This window comes from Winogradskyella sediminis (assembly GCF_003387355.1).
GTDB lineage: Bacteria > Bacteroidota > Bacteroidia > Flavobacteriales > Flavobacteriaceae > Winogradskyella > Winogradskyella sediminis.
The window spans coordinates 490,594-504,905 of the sequence record NZ_QUNH01000002.1 but is presented as its reverse complement, the minus strand read 5'-3'; the positions used below and the strand labels follow the sequence as shown (position 1 = coordinate 504,905).

Annotated in this window: 13 protein-coding genes and 5 tRNA genes; all 18 read right to left on the bottom strand. The window is 34.6% G+C overall.

Features of this window, described 5'->3' with window-relative positions; all coding sequences use genetic code 11:
• Positions 1-55: 55 nt before the first annotated feature.
• The 18 genes from rpoB to C8N41_RS09465 all read right to left on the bottom strand — a co-directional run bounded on the left by rpoB (position 56) and on the right by C8N41_RS09465 (position 14,219).
• A complete protein-coding gene (gene rpoB, locus C8N41_RS09550; RefSeq protein ID WP_115839096.1) occupies positions 56-3,868 on the bottom strand; it encodes a DNA-directed RNA polymerase subunit beta in 3,813 nt (1,270 codons plus the stop codon).
• Between the two features lie 122 nt (positions 3,869-3,990).
• Positions 3,991-4,365 (bottom strand): 50S ribosomal protein L7/L12, encoded by a 375-nt coding sequence (gene rplL, locus C8N41_RS09545; protein WP_092446939.1) that lies wholly within the window; start codon positions 4,363-4,365, stop codon positions 3,991-3,993.
• A 58-nt stretch (positions 4,366-4,423) separates the two neighbouring features.
• Positions 4,424-4,945: a 50S ribosomal protein L10 gene (gene rplJ, locus C8N41_RS09540; RefSeq protein ID WP_092446938.1), complete on the bottom strand. Its 522-nt coding sequence runs from the start codon at positions 4,943-4,945 to the stop codon at positions 4,424-4,426.
• A gap of 19 nt (positions 4,946-4,964) precedes the next feature.
• A complete protein-coding gene (rplA, locus tag C8N41_RS09535; protein ID WP_092446937.1) occupies positions 4,965-5,654 on the bottom strand; it encodes a 50S ribosomal protein L1 in 690 nt (229 codons plus the stop codon).
• A gap of 10 nt (positions 5,655-5,664) precedes the next feature.
• A complete protein-coding gene (gene rplK / locus C8N41_RS09530) occupies positions 5,665-6,105 on the bottom strand; it encodes a 50S ribosomal protein L11 (protein ID WP_092446936.1) in 441 nt (146 codons plus the stop codon).
• A 66-nt stretch (positions 6,106-6,171) separates the two neighbouring features.
• Entirely contained in the window at positions 6,172-6,717 is a 546-nt protein-coding gene (gene nusG, locus C8N41_RS09525) for a transcription termination/antitermination protein NusG (protein ID WP_092446935.1), read from the bottom strand.
• Positions 6,718-6,737: 20 nt separating this feature from the next.
• Entirely contained in the window at positions 6,738-6,932 is a 195-nt protein-coding gene (secE, locus tag C8N41_RS09520) for a preprotein translocase subunit SecE (protein ID WP_092446934.1), read from the bottom strand.
• Between the two features lie 53 nt (positions 6,933-6,985).
• Positions 6,986-7,058, bottom strand: a tRNA-Trp gene (locus C8N41_RS09515).
• Positions 7,059-7,172: 114 nt separating this feature from the next.
• Complete coding sequence (gene tuf, locus C8N41_RS09510; protein ID WP_092446933.1) at positions 7,173-8,360, bottom strand: elongation factor Tu; 1,188 nt, start codon at positions 8,358-8,360, stop codon at positions 7,173-7,175.
• Between the two features lie 72 nt (positions 8,361-8,432).
• Positions 8,433-8,504 (bottom strand) — tRNA-Thr (locus C8N41_RS09505).
• A 73-nt stretch (positions 8,505-8,577) separates the two neighbouring features.
• Positions 8,578-8,650 (bottom strand) — tRNA-Gly (locus tag C8N41_RS09500).
• Between the two features lie 150 nt (positions 8,651-8,800).
• A tRNA-Tyr gene (locus C8N41_RS09495) sits at positions 8,801-8,882 on the bottom strand.
• A gap of 60 nt (positions 8,883-8,942) precedes the next feature.
• Positions 8,943-9,016: transfer RNA gene (locus C8N41_RS09490), tRNA-Thr, on the bottom strand.
• 111 nt (positions 9,017-9,127) lie between these two features.
• A complete protein-coding gene (gene hpf / locus C8N41_RS09485) occupies positions 9,128-9,430 on the bottom strand; it encodes a ribosome hibernation-promoting factor, HPF/YfiA family (protein WP_092446932.1) in 303 nt (100 codons plus the stop codon).
• 74 nt (positions 9,431-9,504) lie between these two features.
• Positions 9,505-10,395, bottom strand: a complete 891-nt coding sequence (locus C8N41_RS09480) for a tyrosine-type recombinase/integrase (protein ID WP_115839095.1) — start codon at positions 10,393-10,395, stop codon at positions 9,505-9,507.
• Positions 10,396-10,509: 114 nt separating this feature from the next.
• Entirely contained in the window at positions 10,510-11,676 is a 1,167-nt protein-coding gene (locus C8N41_RS09475; protein WP_115839094.1) for an acyl-CoA dehydrogenase family protein, read from the bottom strand.
• 13 nt (positions 11,677-11,689) lie between these two features.
• Complete coding sequence (locus tag C8N41_RS09470) at positions 11,690-12,577, bottom strand: ComEA family DNA-binding protein (protein WP_115839093.1); 888 nt, start codon at positions 12,575-12,577, stop codon at positions 11,690-11,692.
• Positions 12,578-12,593: 16 nt separating this feature from the next.
• Positions 12,594-14,219, bottom strand: coding sequence for an alanine/glycine:cation symporter family protein (locus C8N41_RS09465; protein WP_092446928.1), 1,626 nt, complete (start codon positions 14,217-14,219; stop codon positions 12,594-12,596).
• Positions 14,220-14,312: the final 93 nt, after the last annotated feature.

Below are 14,312 nucleotides of genomic sequence, written 5' to 3'. Positions count from 1 at the left end.
CTCAGTATTCAGTTCACTTAGATGGTAAACTGAGTACTGCGACTGCATACTATTTTTATTCTTCTAATCTAATATCTAATCCTAAACCTTTCAATTCGTGCATAAGTACGTTGAACGATTCTGGAAGTCCTGGTTCTGGCATTGGCTCACCCTTAACGATAGCTTCGTAAGTTTTAGCTCTACCAATAACGTCATCTGATTTTACAGTAAGGATCTCGCGTAAAGTACTTGATGCTCCATAAGCTTCAAGTGCCCAAACTTCCATCTCACCAAAACGTTGACCACCAAATTGTGCTTTACCACCTAATGGCTGTTGTGTAATTAATGAGTATGGTCCTATAGAACGTGCGTGCATTTTATCATCAATCATGTGACCCAGTTTAATCATATAAATCACACCAACTGTTGCTGGTTGATCAAAACGATCACCTGTTCCACCATCGTAAAGATATGTATGTCCAAATCTTGGAATACCAGCTTCATCTGTGTAGGCATTAATTTGATCTAGCGTAGCACCATCAAAAATTGGAGTGGCATACTTTTTACCTAAATCTTTACCTGCCCAACCTAAAACGGTTTCATAAATTTGACCAATGTTCATACGAGATGGTACACCAAGTGGATTTAATACAATATCAACTGGAGTTCCGTCTTCTAAGAACGGCATATCTTCTTGACGAACGATACGTGCAACAATACCTTTGTTACCGTGACGTCCTGCCATTTTATCACCAACTTTAAGTTTACGTTTCTTAGCGATATAAACTTTAGCTAGTTTTATGATACCTGCAGGTAACTCGTCACCAACAGAGATTGTAAACTTCTCACGTCTTAATGATCCTTGTAAATCATTTTCCTTAATCTTATAATTGTGAATTAGATCTGCGACAAGTTCGTTTGTATGATCATCAGTAGTCCATTTTCCTGAAGTTAAATGTGTATAATCATCTACAGCATTTAACATCTTTAATGTATACTTTTTACCTTTAGGAATAATTTCTTCTCCTAAATCATTATAAATTCCTTGAGCTGTTTTTCCATTAACGATGTTGAATAACTTATCAACAAGCACATTTTTAAGGTCATCAAATCTGTTATCGTAAGCATCTTCTAACTTCTCGATATCTTCTTTATCCTGTGCTCTCTTACGTTTATCTTTTACGGCTCTAGCAAATAATTTTTTATCTATAACCACACCATTAAGTGAAGGAGATGCTTTTAAAGAGGCATCTTTTACATCACCTGCTTTATCACCGAAAATCGCTCTTAAAAGTTTTTCTTCTGGTGTAGGATCTGATTCTCCTTTTGGTGTAATTTTACCAATTAAGATATCACCTGGTTTGATTTCTGCACCAATGCGAATCATACCATTTTCATCTAAATCTTTAGTCGCTTCTTCAGATACGTTAGGAATATCGTTAGTTAATTCTTCGTTACCTAATTTGGTATCTCTAACTTCTAACGAATATTCATCGATATGAATCGAAGTAAATACATCTTCTCTAACTACTTTTTCAGAAATTACAATCGCATCCTCAAAGTTATACCCTTTCCAAGGCATAAAGGCTACTTTCATATTTCTACCAAGTGCTAATTCACCATTTTCAGTTGCATAACCTTCACAAAGTACTTGTCCTTTTGCAACTTTATCACCTTTCTCAACGATTGGTTTTAAATTGATTGATGTCCCTTGGTTAGTCTTTCTGAATTTTACTAAAGGATAAGTTTTGGTATCGCTTTCAAAGCTTACCATTGCTTCTTCTTCAGTACGTTCGTATCTTATGGTAATTTTTTGAGCATCTACATACTCTACAGTACCAGCTCCTTCTGCATTAATTAATACTCTAGAATCTGATGCTACCTGACGTTCTAAACCAGTACCAACAATTGGTGCTTCAGGACGTAATAAGGGAACGGCCTGACGCATCATGTTAGATCCCATTAATGCACGGTTGGCATCATCATGTTCCAAGAATGGAATTAAAGATGCTGAAATTGATGCAATTTGGTTTGGAGCAACATCAGTATAATTAACACTTGATGGATCAATAACAGGGAAATCACCTTCTTGACGAGAGATAATTTTATCTGCTAATATTTTTCCATCATCATCAACATTAATCGTTGCTTGTGCAATTAACATATCTTCTTCCTCTTCAGCACTAAGATATGTTGGAGTATTTTTAATATCAACAACACCACCTTCAACTTTACGATATGGAGTTTCAATGAATCCCATAGCATTCACTTTCGCGAAACAAGATAAAGAAGAAATTAAACCAATGTTTGGTCCTTCTGGTGTTTCAATAGGACATAAACGTCCGTAGTGTGTATAGTGAACATCACGTACTTCGAAACCTGCTCTTTCTCTAGATAAACCACCTGGTCCTAATGCTGAAAGACGACGCTTATGCGTAATCTCAGCTAAAGGATTTGTTTGATCCATAAATTGAGACAACTGGTTTGTACCAAAGAAAGAATTAATTACAGACGATAAGGTCTTTGCATTAATTAAATCAATCGGAGTAAACACTTCATTATCACGAACATTCATACGCTCACGAATAGTACGTGCCATACGTGCTAAACCAACACCAAACTGAGAAGATAACTGCTCACCTACTGTACGTACACGACGGTTAGATAAGTGATCGATATCATCAATCTCTGCTTTAGAATTGATAAGTTCAATTAAATATTTTATAATAGTAATGATATCTTCTTTAGTAAGCACTTGCTTATCCATTCCGATATCTAACTGTAATTTCTTGTTCATTCTGTAACGTCCAACTTCACCTAAAGAGTAACGTTGGTCAGAGAAGAATAATTTGTCAATTATACCACGTGCCGTTTCTTCATCTGGCGGCTCAGCATTACGTAATTGACGGTATATGTGCTCAACAGCTTCTTTTTCAGAGTTTGTTGGATCTTTTTGTAATGTATTATGAATAATTGCGTAATCTCCTTGTTGTGCACTTTCTTTATGTAAAAGAATCGTTTTAACTTCTGCTTCAAGGATTTCTTCAATATTATCTTTATCGATAATAGTGTCACGATCTAATACAATTTCGTTACGCTCAATAGATACCACTTCACCTGTATCTTCATCAACGAAATCTTCGTGCCATGTATTCAATACACGCGCAGCTAATTTACGACCGATAACTTTCTTTAATCCAGATTTTGAAACCTTTACTTCTTCTGCAAGGTCAAAAATCTCTAAAATATCTTTATCACGTTCAAAACCGATAGCACGGAAAAGCGTAGTAACTGGTAATTTTTTCTTTCTATCAATGTAAGCATACATTACTTGATTGATATCAGTAGCAAATTCTATCCAAGAGCCTTTAAAAGGAATTACTCTGGCAGAATATAATTTAGTTCCATTAGCATGAAAAGACTGGCTAAAGAATACACCAGGTGATCTATGCAGTTGAGAAACTACAACACGTTCTGCTCCATTAATACAAAACGTACCACTTGGAGTCATGTAAGGAATTGTACCTAAATAAACATCTTGAACAATTGTTTCAAAATCTTCATGTTCAGGATCTGTACAGTACAACTTCAATCTTGCTTTTAAAGGCACACTATATGTTAATCCCCTTTCGATACATTCTTCGATAGAATATCTTGGTGGGTCTATAAAGTAATCTAAAAATTCTAGTACGAATTGATTACGCGTGTCTGTTATTGGGAAGTTCTCCATGAAGGTGTTGTACAAACCTTCAGTACCTCTTTCTTCTGACTTTGTTTCTAATTGGAAAAAATCCTGGAAGGATTTAATTTGGATATCCAAAAAGTCTGGGTAATCTGTTCTATTTACAATAGAAGAGAAATTAATTCTTTCAGCCTTTTTTGCTAACATTGATGAACGAGATTTTATTAAAATAAAAACTAAAAAATGTATATAACGTTTATATACACAAAAGGGTTTAGGTCTTAGAGTACGACTCCAGACCTAAACCTTGTATTGTTGAATGAGTAAGCTTATTTAAGCTCAACCTCAGCTCCAGCCTCTTCTAATTGAGATTTTAAAGCTTCTGCTTCATCTTTAGAAACACCTTCTTTAATTGCACTTGGTGCATCATCAACTAAACCTTTAGCTTCTTTTAAACCTAAACCAGTTAATTCTTTAACTAATTTTACTACAGCTAGTTTAGAACCACCTGCTGCTTTTAAAATAACATCAAATTCAGTTTGCTCTTCAGCAGCGTCTCCACCACCTGCAGCTGGACCTGCCATAGCTACTGCAGCAGCAGCAGGCTCGATACCGTACTCATCTTTTAATATTGTTGCTAATTCGTTAACTTCTTTTACTGTTAAGTTAACTAATTGTTCTGCGAAATCTTTTAAATCTGCCATTTTTCTATTGTTTAATAATGTGTGTTATAATATAATTTTCTATTGTGTAATTTTAAAATTATCCTTCTCTTTCGGATAATGTTTTAACGATACCTGCGATTTTACCACCACTAGATTTAAGTGCTGAGATAACATTCTTAGCAGGAGACTGCAGTAAGCCTACAATTTCACCAATAAGTTCTTCTCTTGACTTGATCTCTACTAATGTATCTAATAAATCGTCACCAATGTAAATTGACTCCTCAATAAATGCTCCTTTTAATAAAGGTTTTTCAGATTTTTTACGGAATTCTTTAATTACTTTAGCTGGTCCGTTTCCTGTTTCAGAATACATTACTGATGTATTTCCTTTTAAAGTCTCAGGTAAATCACCGAATTCTTTATCCGATGCCTCCATTGCTTTCTCTAAAAGTGTATTCTTTACAACTGCTAATTTTATGTTAGCTTTAAAACAGGCTCTTCTTAAATTTGAAGTGGCTACTGCATCTAATCCAGAAATATCAGTTAAATAGATATTTGTATTATCTGCTAATTGAGCAGTCAACTCTTCAATTACTTGGGATTTTTCTTCTCTTGTCATAATATTCTAAGTTTAACTACTATCCTATTTTTGTATCAACTGATATACTTGGACTCATTGTACTAGACATATAAATGCTCTTTACGTAAGTTCCTTTAGACGCAGTTGGTTTTAACTTCATAATTGTAGATAATAATTCTTGAGCATTCCCAACAATTTTATCAGTACTAAACGATGCTTTACCAATTGGTGCATGTACAATACCTGTTTTATCTACTTTAAAATCTATCTTACCAGCTTTTACTTCTGCAACTGCTTTAGCTACATCCATAGTTACTGTACCAGTCTTAGGATTTGGCATAAGACCTCTTGGTCCTAATACTCTACCTAATGGTCCTAACTTACCCATTATGCTTGGCATCGTAACGATAACGTCAACGTCTGTCCAACCTTCTTTAATTTTCTGTAAGTATTCATCTAACCCAACATAATCAGCACCTGCTTCTTTAGCTTCTGCTTCTTTATCTGGAGTTACAAGCGCAAGAACCTTCATGTCTTTACCCGTACCGTGCGGTAATGAAACTACACCACGTACCATTTGATTGGCTTTACGTGGATCGACACCTAATCTGATCGCTAAATCTACAGAAGCATCAAACTTTGTATATGTAATTTCTTTTAGTAAAGCTGAAGCTTCTTCTAAAGAGTAAGTTTTGTTACTATCAACCTTTGCTCTTGCTTCTTTCTGCTTCTTTGTTAATCTTGCCATTTCTAAAAATTTAGTTTGGAGCTTCTCCTCCTTTAACAGTGATACCCATTGATCTTGCTGTACCGGCAACCATTTTCATAGCTGAACCGATTTCAAAGGCATTTAAATCTGCCATTTTGTCTTCAGCAATCGCTTTAACTTGGTCCCAAGTTACTTTTGCTACTTTACGTCGGTTTGGTTCTCCTGATCCTTTCTTTAGTTTGGCCGCTTCTAATAATTGTACTGCTGCTGGAGGAGTCTTAATTACAAAGTCAAATGATTTGTCTTTGTAAACAGATATTGCAACTGGTAAAACTTTACCAGCTTTATCTTGAGTTCTAGCATTAAATTGCTTACAGAACTCCATGATGTTAACTCCAGCGGCACCTAAAGCGGGTCCTACCGGTGGCGATGGATTCGCAGCACCTCCCCGAACTTGTAGTTTAACTACTTTGTCTATTTCTTTTGCCATTTCTTAGTGTTTATTACGATTATCTATTATGGAAGCATAGATAATACGCTCTTTATGTAACAATTATTAAACTTTTTCTACTTGCATATAGCTTAACTCTAATGGTGTCTTTCTTCCAAATATCTTAACCATTACTTCAAGCTTACGTTTTTCTTCATTAATTTTTTCGATTGTACCATCAAAACCATTGAATGGACCATCGATAACTTTAACAGTTTCTCCTTTAGTAAATGGAATTGCTACATTAGCATCAGCTTCGACAGACAATTCATCTACCTTACCTAACATTCTATTAACTTCAGACTGTCTTAATGGCACAGGATCTCCACCTTTAGTTTCGCCTAAGAAACCAATAACATTTGTTATCGATTTAATAATATGAGGTATCTCACCACTTAGGTTGGCTTGTACCATAATGTAACCAGGAAAATATACTTTCTCCTTGTTTATTTTTTTTCCGTTACGGATTTGAATTACTTTTTCGGTTGGGACTAGAACTTGATCTACAAAATCATCTAAACCTAATCTTGAAATTTCATTTTCAATGTAGGCTTTAATTTTATTTTCTTGACCACTTACCGCTCTAACAACATACCATTTTTTATCAGACATACTCTCTTGTTGTATAATTGTTAGTGAATAAAATCAAAATAAGCTTTTACCGCTCTACTAAACACAGTATCCACTCCCCAAATAGCTAAAGAAAATATAATTGAAAACACAGCAACAATCACTGTTAATCTTTGAGCTTCTGGCCATGGTGTCCATGACACATTGTTCTTTAACTCGCCAAACGATTCTTTTATATATGTTACTAATCCTGCCATTTGATTATTACTTTTATTAAGGATTAAAAAATAATCCAATTCTATTATTTTCGCACGGGTTGAGAGACTCGAACTCACGACACCTGGTTTTGGAGACCAGTGCTCTACCAACTGAGCTAAACCCGTATTATAATTTTCCTCTATAAATCTAACTTACACCAGAAGAGAAAAACGTATAAACAATAATCAAGGCGTCCCGAAATATCGAGACACCTTAATTAATTATTTCAACTATATAGTTTAGTCTAAAATCTCAGTTACCTGACCAGCACCAACTGTTCTACCACCTTCACGGATAGCGAAACGTAAACCTACGTTCATTGCAATTGTGTTAATCAACTCAACAGTAATTGTTAAGTTATCACCAGGCATTACCATTTCAACTCCATCAGGAAGCGCAATGTTTCCAGTTACGTCAGTTGTACGTACGTAGAACTGAGGACGGTAGTTATTATGGAATGGAGTATGACGTCCACCTTCTTCTTTTTTAAGGATATATACCTCAGCTTTAAATTTAGCGTGTGGTGTTACAGATCCTGGCTTAGTAATTACCATACCTCTAGAGATTTGAGATTTCTCAATACCTCTTAATAAGATACCAGCGTTATCACCAGCTTCACCTCTATCTAAAATCTGACGGAACATTTCAATACCAGTAATAGTAGATGTTAATTTCTCAGCACCCATACCAATAATTTCTACAGGATCACCTGTATTAGCTACACCAGTTTCAATACGACCAGTTGCAACAGTACCACGACCAGTAATTGAGAATACATCTTCGATAGGCATTAAGAAAGGCTTATCCATATCACGAGTTGGCTCTTCAATCCAGTTATCAACTGCTTCCATTAATTCCATTACAGTATCAACCCATTTTTGCTCACCGTTAAGTGCTCCAAGAGCAGAACCAGAAACAACAGGTCCATTATCACCATCGTATTCGTAGAAGTTTAATAAATCTCTAACTTCCATGTCTACTAACTCTAAAAGCTCTTCATCATCAACCATATCAACTTTGTTTAAGAAAACAACGATACGAGGAATACCTACCTGGCGTCCTAACAAGATGTGTTCACGAGTTTGTGGCATTGGCCCATCAGTAGCAGCTACTACTAAAATAGCACCATCCATTTGCGCAGCACCAGTTACCATGTTCTTTACGTAATCGGCGTGACCTGGACAGTCAACGTGAGCGTAGTGACGATTAGCTGTTTGATATTCTACGTGAGATGTATTAATTGTAATACCTCTTTCTTTTTCTTCTGGAGCGTTATCAATTGTATCAAATGATCTTGCTTCTGATAAACCTGCATCAGCTAATACTTTAGTAATAGCAGCAGTTAAAGTTGTCTTACCGTGATCTACGTGTCCAATAGTACCTATGTTTAAGTGTGGTTTTGAACGATCGAAAGTTGCCTTTGCCATGTTTAATTTATTTTAATCTTAATTATATTATTAGTGTTCAATTATTATTCTAATCTATTCTTAGAAAAAAAGAGCCAATGACGAGATTTGAACTCGTGACCTCTTCCTTACCAAGGAAACGCTCTACCCCTGAGCTACACCGGCTTTTCATTTACGATTACCGATTGGTTAGATTTACGAAGTGAAAATCACGCGTCTTAATTCGCAAATTTTTTAGAGCGAGAGACCGGGTTCGAACCGGCGACATTCAGCTTGGAAGGCTGACGCTCTACCAACTGAGCTACTCTCGCATTTCTTAATTAATCTTACTTAATTAATGGGTTTCAATATTTCAAAAACAATTACTTTACAATACGCAAAACAATTACCAAATCTAATTATTTTTTACTTTCAGCATGCAAAGATAAAACTTTTATTTACTAATTATAAAAAATCTTTTGTGGGGAGAGCAGGATTCGAACCTGCGAAGACGTAGTCAGCAGATTTACAGTCTGCCCTCGTTGGCCGCTTGAGTATCTCCCCAAAACTTTAAATTCAAAATTTCAACATTTAAAAGCTAATCTATGAATTAACTTCTAAAAGAGCCGATGGAGGGACTCGAACCCACGACCTGCTGATTACAAATCAGCTGCTCTAGCCAGCTGAGCTACATCGGCTTTTTCTTACTTTTTTACCGTCAAAAACGAACCATAAAAAAGCCCGCTATTTCTAACGGACTGCAAATGTAAGATTTTATTTTTCTAAACAAAACATTTTTTAAAAAAAATTTAAATATGTGCTCTTAATTTTTCTTTACGCTTTTTTATTTGTCTTTCTAAAGATGCAATTGCAGAGTCTGTACCTTCTTCAAAAGTTTTGCATTGCTTCTTTACTATAAAACTATCACCTGGCACACTGACCTTTGCTTCAAATATTTTATTTTCTTTATCACTTGTGTTTTCTACTTTTAAATACACATCGGATTGAATGATTTTATCATAAAACATATCTAACTTATCCATACGTTTTTGAATAAAGTCAATGAGCTTACTATCTGCTGTAAAATTTACGGATTGAGTGTTTACTTTCATTTAGTTATTTTTTAAGTTAAACATATGTGTTAAGAATTTAATCTAACACGGATTTATAAAAAGCTAAGCCTAGCTTAACGTTGACTTCTTGGGTGTGCCTTGGCATGTACTTTTCTTAATTCAGCTATACTATTATGTGTATATACTTGAGTTGCAGCTAAACTGGTGTGACCAAGAAGTTCTTTTATTGCATTTAAATCTGCACCTTGGTTTAGTAGATGCGTTGCAAACGAATGCCTTAAAACATGAGGACTACATTTTGCTTTTGTAGATGCTATACTAAAATACTTATTTATTATTCTGTAAACAAGCTTTTCGTAAATTTTAAGTCCTTTTTTTGTTAAAAACAAAACCTCTTTATCATCAATCTTCTCTAATTCACTTCGATACCTTAAATAGCGCTTTATGGACAGAGATATTGATTCTAGTAAAGGAATGTAGCGTTCTTTATGACGCTTACCAATCACTTTTATTTGACGGTTAGCATTATCTATATCGGATAGTTTTAAATTTACAAGTTCAATACGTCTAATTCCTGTGGTGTAAAACAATTCTACGATTAAATGATCTCTAGCACTTTCAAAATCTTGAACGATAATAGCACTTTCAAGAACCAATCGTAATTCTTGTTCTGAAAAAGGAAGCTGCACCTTCTTCCCTACTTTTAAAGCCTTATGCTTTTTTAAAGGATTAGTATCAATATCTTCTGTTTTCAATAAAAATTTAAAATACGTATTAAGCGATGATACTTTTCTATTTATAGTTCTATTAGAAATCTTTTGATCTACCAATGCTACAATCCATTGCCTCAACTCCGAATACCCTACATCTTTTACACTAAGCCTATTATGGTATTTATTTAAGAACTCTTGAAAATTTTCAACATCACTAGTATAAGCCAAAACAGTATGCTTAGAATAGGACTTTTCTAATAATAAATAATCTGAAAACGACTGAAGACTCATTCTACGTATTTGATGAATTTTAAATATAACTATTAACTTCTACTTATATTGAATAGAACCATAAAAAAATCCTGCTAAGTGCAGGATTTTAATTTTATGAAAGATAATAAGTCTTTATGTCGATGGTTTATAATCTTTATTATCAATTACCATTTTTGCAATAATTTCTTTCAATATCTCAGAAGTTCCACCTCCTATTGGTCCTAAACGACTGTCTCTAGACATACGAGCTAAAGGGTATTCTTCCATATAACCATAGCCACCTAAAAATTGTAAACATTGATAAATAACATCATCTGCCATTTTTGTGGATTGTAACTTAGACATTGTTGCTTCTTTTACCACATACTCTCCCATATCTAATCGCTTAGCAACATAGTAGTTAAATTGTTTGCAAATTTCCATTTGCGTTTCGCAATCTGCATAAGTGTGTCTTAACGCCTGAAACTTATCTATGGTTCTTCCAAAAGCGGTTCTTTCAGACATATATTGTTTCGCATATTCTAAGGCATATTCTGCTCTTGCATGCGCATTGACTCCCATGATTAATCGCTCTAAAGCAAAATGTTGCATAATATATGGAAAACCTTGATTCTCTTTTCCCATAAGGTTTGAAGCCGGAATCTCTACATTATCAAAAGCAATTTCGCCCGTATCTGAAGCTCTCCAACCTAACTTATCTAATTTTGTTGCAGAAATACCTGGTGTATCTCTATCCATTACAAAAATGCTAATTCCTTTATTTCCTAATTCTGGATTTGTTTTAGCAGCGACAACCAAATAATCGCTATAAACTCCATTTGTAATAAAGGTTTTAGAACCATTGATAACATAAGTATCACCTTTTTTAATTGCTGTGGTTCGCATACCTGCGACATCACTACCACCAAACGGCTCCGTTATACAAAGACAACCAATTGCATCACCAAGGGCACTTGGCGTTAAGTACTTTTCTTTTTGCTCATGGTTTCCTTCTTTATTTAAGTGCGTCATAGCCAAATAAGTATGTGCCCACATTGCTGCAGCAAAACCTCCAGAGTTAATACGCTGCATCTCTTCTAAAAAAATAACTGTATAAAATAAATCTAAATCTAATCCACCGTAAGCTTCTGGTGTAGCAAGGCCAAAGTAGCCCATATCGCCAAATTTTTTCCAGATGAAACGCTCAATATGACCCGTTTCTTCCCATTTATCAATATGTGGTACAACCTCTTTGTTTAAGAAATCCCTGAGGCTTTCTCGGAATAAATTGTGCTCTTCTGTGAAATATAGTTTAGACATAAATTAGTGTTTATTAAAGTTGCAAATATAGCTTAATTATCTCGATCTTTTTAACCGGAAAATCTTCAACTTTTAATAATTCTTCCAAGGATTTAAATCCATCTCTAAGGGTACGTTCTTCTATAATATGGTGGGCAATTTCATAGTCTATATACTGAATATTTACAAGTTGATCTCTTGTCGCCGTGTTGAGATGAATCTTCTTTATGACTCTAGGTGTTTTTACTGTAAAGTCATTTTGAATACGTGTTATGACTTCGGGCGACAAACCATAGACTTCACTGAGTTCAATATCCGCAATAAAACCTCCTTTAAACTTGTTTCGATAGGCTACAATACGTTGAGAAAGTTTTTCCCCAACACCATACACTTTTTTTAGCTGAGCAGCCGTTGCAATATTTAAATCTATTTTTTGTTTAAAACTTTTCCGTTTTGTAAAGTTGGCATATGCGTTTGAATATGCCTTGGTTTGAGATTGAGATTGGTTTACCCAACTAGGAAATTTAAAATATGGAGAAATTATTTTTAATAACGAATCAGATACTTTCGTCACTTTTTGAAATTGGCTTACAGAATTCACCCATTGATCAGTAGCTCTAAATGCATGAAGTCTATCTATTTCTTCATTGGTCATTCCTAAAGTATAACCTTTATAATCTGTAATATAATTTGGATTAAACGGATAAATGTTAGGTTTACTTTGTGCTATTTTAATTAAACGAAGTGAGTCTAATTCTTTTTTAAAAGCTTCTAATTGATTTTGATTTTGGGTAAAGTCGAAACTTGTATTTGAAAATAGATTCGGAACAAACCAATAGACACACTGACTTGTAATTATAACAAGTAACAATAAAAAAATCCCATTCCGTTGTTGATTAGAAAACTGGAAATGGGATTTCATATTTAATTATGTTTGGTTATAGAATTTCATTTAAATCGTCCGCACCTTCTTCAATAGCATCTTCTTTAACATTAATGGCCTTGTAGTATTTTTTTAATTCCATTTTAATTATTGGAGATAAAATAACAACACCAATAATGTTTGGCACTACCATAGCAAATATCATGGCATCCGAGAAATTAATAACGGCACCCAAACTAATTGAAGCACCTACGACTACAAAGAATAAAAATAATACTTTATAAGCTAAATCTGATGCTTTACCTTTTCCGAATAAAAATACCCAACCTTGCATACCGTAGTACGACCAAGATATCATCGTTGAAAATGCAAATAATATTACAGCAATAGTCAGTATTACTGAGAAATGCGGAATTACAGAATCGAAAGCTACTGCAGTAAGTTCTACTCCTTCTTTTATCTCAACACCATATTCCATAAAATGACCATCAAAATTTGTAATTACGATAACTAATGCTGTCATTGTACAAATTACAACCGTATCTACAAAAGGCTCTAAAAGAGCCACAATACCTTCTGACGCTGGGTACTTTGTACGAACAGCAGAGTGTGCAATTGCCGCAGAACCCACACCTGCTTCGTTAGAGAACGCTCCTCTTCTTATTCCTTGAATCATAACACCTACAAGTCCACCTGCTATTCCTAATCCTGAGAAGGCGCCTTCAAAAATCAATGCAAAAGCGTCATCAATTAGTGTAAAATTAGCACCTAAGATTATTAAAGCAGCTAAAACATATATACCTGCCATAAAAGGCACTACTTTTTCCGTTACTTTCGCTATACGCTTAATTCCACCAATAATAACGACAGCTACAAGTGCAGCCATAACTAATCCGAAATACATACCTGCATTAGACGATGGATCTAATTCAAATAGTTTAACAAATTGTGCAGCCGCTTGATTAGCTTGAAACATATTTCCACCACCAAACGAACCACCAATTACAAAAATGGCAAATAACACCGCTAATACTTTACCGAAGCCGCCCATGCCTTTAGACTTTAAGCCCTTGGTTAAGTAATACATTGGACCACCATATACAGTACCATCTTCACCAACATCTCTATATTTTACACCAAGGGTACATTCTGCAAATTTTGAAGCCATACCTAGTAGACCTGCTACAATCATCCAAAATGTAGCTCCAGGACCACCAATAGATAAAGCAACAGCAACACCAGCAATATTTCCTAAACCAACAGTTGCAGACAAGGCTGCCGTTAAAGCCTGAAAGTGCGACACTTCACCATCAGCACTGTCATCTCTTATTGTTTCAATTAGATTTTCTCCTTCATTTTCTGTATTATCTCCGTAAAGCGTATCTGCGCCATGCTTTTCAATATCTTCATATTGCCCTCTTACTACTTTAATGGCCATTTTAAAACCAGTAACATTAATAAACTTAAAATAGATTGTAAAAAATAAGGCTCCACCAATTAATACGATAAGAACCCAAGGAATTTTATATGTTTCTGAAAATGGAATTTCATAGAAAATGGCATCAACAAACCAACCTGTATATTCCTTAAAAATGATATCAATTTTTTCGGAAGTTGATTCTTGAGCAAAGTTTAAAAGCGGTAGTACTATTGCAAAAATTGATAGAAGATATTTCTTCATGAGTAAATGTTGTTAGTTAGTTTCAGAGTTAATTATTCAATTTTAAAGTTGACAAGATGCAAAAAAAAAATGAGCCAATAAAGTCTCAGCTCA

Coding starts and splice junctions, on each gene's coding strand:
- rpoB (WP_115839096.1), bottom strand. CDS start 3,868: ATGTTAGCAAAAAAGGCTGAAAGAATTAATTTCTCTTCTATTGTAAAT.
- rplL (WP_092446939.1), bottom strand. CDS start 4,365: ATGGCAGATTTAAAAGATTTCGCAGAACAATTAGTTAACTTAACAGTA.
- rplJ (WP_092446938.1), bottom strand. CDS start 4,945: ATGACAAGAGAAGAAAAATCCCAAGTAATTGAAGAGTTGACTGCTCAA.
- rplA (WP_092446937.1), bottom strand. CDS start 5,654: ATGGCAAGATTAACAAAGAAGCAGAAAGAAGCAAGAGCAAAGGTTGAT.
- rplK (WP_092446936.1), bottom strand. CDS start 6,105: ATGGCAAAAGAAATAGACAAAGTAGTTAAACTACAAGTTCGGGGAGGT.
- nusG (WP_092446935.1), bottom strand. CDS start 6,717: ATGTCTGATAAAAAATGGTATGTTGTTAGAGCGGTAAGTGGTCAAGAA.
- secE (WP_092446934.1), bottom strand. CDS start 6,932: ATGGCAGGATTAGTAACATATATAAAAGAATCGTTTGGCGAGTTAAAG.
- tuf (WP_092446933.1), bottom strand. CDS start 8,360: ATGGCAAAGGCAACTTTCGATCGTTCAAAACCACACTTAAACATAGGT.
- hpf (WP_092446932.1), bottom strand. CDS start 9,430: ATGAAAGTAAACACTCAATCCGTAAATTTTACAGCAGATAGTAAGCTC.
- C8N41_RS09480 (WP_115839095.1), bottom strand. CDS start 10,395: ATGAGTCTTCAGTCGTTTTCAGATTATTTATTATTAGAAAAGTCCTAT.
- C8N41_RS09475 (WP_115839094.1), bottom strand. CDS start 11,676: ATGTCTAAACTATATTTCACAGAAGAGCACAATTTATTCCGAGAAAGC.
- C8N41_RS09470 (WP_115839093.1), bottom strand. CDS start 12,577: ATGAAATCCCATTTCCAGTTTTCTAATCAACAACGGAATGGGATTTTT.
- C8N41_RS09465 (WP_092446928.1), bottom strand. CDS start 14,219: ATGAAGAAATATCTTCTATCAATTTTTGCAATAGTACTACCGCTTTTA.